Raw genomic sequence first — 1,492 nt, 5'->3', positions numbered from 1 at the left:
ACCGCCAGGAGTACGAGACGGCGAAGGAGCGGTACGCCCGCCGCGGCACACGCCGGACGGGCAACCCGTCGAAGGCGAGGAAGGGCCGCAAGGCCTGAACCGGCCAGGAAGCCTGACCCGGGCCAAGGATTCCCCGACCAGGCGGGAGCCTGATCAGGTCCAAGGGGAGTCTGACCCGGGCCAAGGAAGCCCGACCAGGTAGGAGCCTGACCGGGCCGGGGAGAGCCGACCCCGGGCCAAGGGGAGTCTGAGCGGGCCGGGGAGAGCCGGCGCCGGGCCAAGGGAGCGCCCGAGATGACAGTCCAGGCAAGGCGGCGGCCCCCTACTCAACCCCCGCCCCGCCAGCGACCATGACCCCATGACGGCTTCTCCCTCTTCCTCCTCTTCCTCCTCTTCTCCCTCCCCCCGCCCCGAGCCCGCCGCCCACACTGCCCGCGCGCACTCCTTCAACGCCGCGGCGGCCCAGTACGCGGCGAACCGTCCCTCGTACCCGCCCGCCCTCTTCGACGCCGTCGAGGAGTTCGCCGGCCGGAGCCTCGCCGGTGCCAAGGTCGCCGACGTCGGGGCCGGCACCGGTATCTCGACCGTGCTCCTGCGCGACCGCGGCGCGCACGTCCTCGCCGTGGAACCGGGGCCCGGCATGGCCGCCGAGTTCCGCCGCGTCCACCCCGGCCTCCCGATCGTCCGGGGCAGCGGCGACGCCCTCCCTCTCGCGGACGCCTCCCTGGACTTCCTGACGTACGCCCAGTCCTGGCACTGGACCGACCCGGACCGTTCCGTGCCGGAGGCGCTGCGGGTGCTGCGACCCGGCGGGGCGCTGGCCCTGTGGTGGAACACCGAGGCGCTCGACGTCCCGTGGATCGAGGCCGCGGCCCGGCGCACCGAGCGCTTCCTCGGCCTCGACCCCGTGGTGGAGCGGAACGGCAGCGGCGCCCGCGCGGCCCACTCCCTCAACGCCGACCCCGCCGGGCGGCTCTCCTTCGAACGCGGCCAGGTCCGCTGGAGCCGAAACGTCCCCCTGGACACGCACCTCGCGAACGTCGGCAGCCACTCCGCGTTCCTGGTCCTCGGCGAGGAGGCCACGGCGGCGTTCTTCGCCGAGGAACGCGAACACCTCCTCCAGACGTTCCCGGACGGGATCGTCGAGGAGACGTACGTCGTGGAACTACTGGTCGCGACCCGCACGTGAACCGGACCGTGCGGCGCGCCCCACCCCACCGGGGCCGCCGCCCGCACCCCGAGACCCATACGACCGCTGGACCGCCGCCCGCGCCCCCGCACCCGTGCGACCGCCCCGCCCCGCCTCGGCACCCGCACCGCCGCCGGGCCCTGGCCCCCGCCCCGCCTCCGCACCCGCACCGCCCCCGGGCCCCGGCCCCCCCTTTTCCCCCCCTGCCCCCCCGCCCTCGCCGTCGCCGCCCCCCCCGGCGCCGGCGGGGCGGCGCGCGGCGGCGCGGGCGCCGGCGGCGCCGCGGGGGGGGGCGGCGGCGGC

Annotated in this window: 1 protein-coding gene; it reads left to right on the top strand. The window is 76.9% G+C overall.

Translation table 11 applies throughout. The features are described 5' to 3' along the window. The first annotated feature begins 358 nt into the window (after positions 1-358). Positions 359-1,189, top strand: coding sequence for a class I SAM-dependent methyltransferase (locus AB0912_RS35865; protein ID WP_366707527.1), 831 nt, complete (start codon positions 359-361; stop codon positions 1,187-1,189). The last annotated feature ends 303 nt before the right edge of the window (positions 1,190-1,492 follow it).

Source organism: Streptomyces sp. NPDC007084 (assembly GCF_040703595.1).
Classification (GTDB): Bacteria; Actinomycetota; Actinomycetes; order Streptomycetales; family Streptomycetaceae; genus Streptomyces.
Note: the sequence above shows the minus strand (reverse complement) of the source record. Positions and strands in the feature narration are given on the sequence as shown.